This window comes from Mesorhizobium sp. M1A.F.Ca.IN.022.07.1.1 (assembly GCF_003997575.1).
In the GTDB taxonomy this organism is placed as follows: Bacteria; Pseudomonadota; Alphaproteobacteria; order Rhizobiales; family Rhizobiaceae; genus Mesorhizobium.
In genome coordinates this window covers 1-1,137 of the sequence record NZ_RZST01000646.1, presented here as the reverse complement: position 1 = coordinate 1,137, position 1,137 = coordinate 1, and the positions used below count along the sequence as shown (strand labels likewise).

General features: G+C 63.1%; 1 pseudogene. It reads right to left on the bottom strand.

The annotated features are described in order from the left end of the window. Positions 1-1,137 (bottom strand): annotated as a pseudogene (locus tag EOA75_RS33090) (hypothetical protein); the annotation flags it as partial.

The following is a 1,137-nucleotide window of genomic DNA, read 5'->3' as shown; positions in this document are numbered from 1 at the left end:
CGTAGGTGTAATAGATCGCTCCGCCGTCGTCGTTGCCGTTGATCTCGCCTTCAAACACCTCGCCGTCGTTGGTGCCGAAATACAGGCGGCTGTCGTGAAGTTCGATGCAGCGGGTTGCCCATCCCACGAACTTGCACCAGGCACCGGTTTCGAGGTTGGCGACGAACGACCACGCCTCTTGTCCCTCCGCCGCGATCGGCAGGGAGACGATGGCATAGTTCAGGTCAGGCCACTTGATCACCTCCCAGGGCAGCGACAGCCGGCGGGCAGCCTCGCGCTTCCAGTCGGGCTCGATGTTGCGCGAAATGGCTGCAAGCGACAGCGCTGCGGCATCCTTGTTGATGGCAGCCGAGATAGGAACCATGCCTTCCTTGGTGGCAACGATCAGGTCGCCACCAGCCCGCATCGTCGCGCGCTTTCCCATCGGCGCCGTGAGGTCGTAGCGGCCGACCAGGTTCCACTCCGCCGCCGTCGAGCCGGCCGGGTTGCTGCCTTCGTAAATCGCGGCCTCGCCCTCTGTTGTGACGAACACGCACTTTTCGTCGATACCGTCGCCGGCATCGAGCGACCACGTGCCGCCGAACAGCAGCGAGCCGCCACGCTGGAAAACGCCGGAAAGGTTGATGGTGCCGAGCGCGCCCGTGACGGAATCGACCGGGAGATAGCTGGCCTTCATCGTGCCGCCTTGGATGAAGAACAGGCGGTTTCGATAAAGCCATACGTGAGATAGCGCCGAGGTAGCGACACCGGTAATGGCGGCCGACACCTGCACCACGCCGCCAGGAATATTCGCCGTGGCCGAGCCGCCCGCGCCGCCCGTGATGATTTCGTTGTCAACGAAGGTTCCCGTGATCGACTGGATCATCAGCGAGCCGGTCGAGCCGTTGTCGACATTCTTGACGATGGTCGCGACCGCGCCGCTGGTGCCGCCCGTCACGGTGCCGCCGCTGGTGAAATTGACCGTCTGCGCGTCGAAGTTCAGTCGATAGGTGGCTAGGCTGTTGACCGCCGTCCAGTCGAACGTCGTGCTGTAAAGCTGAAGGAAGTCGGTGCCGTTGACAGCGACCACGAACGAGCCGCCCGAGGTCGTGAAATTCACGTAGGAGTAATAGCCCGAGGTCTGGCCGGTGACGGATG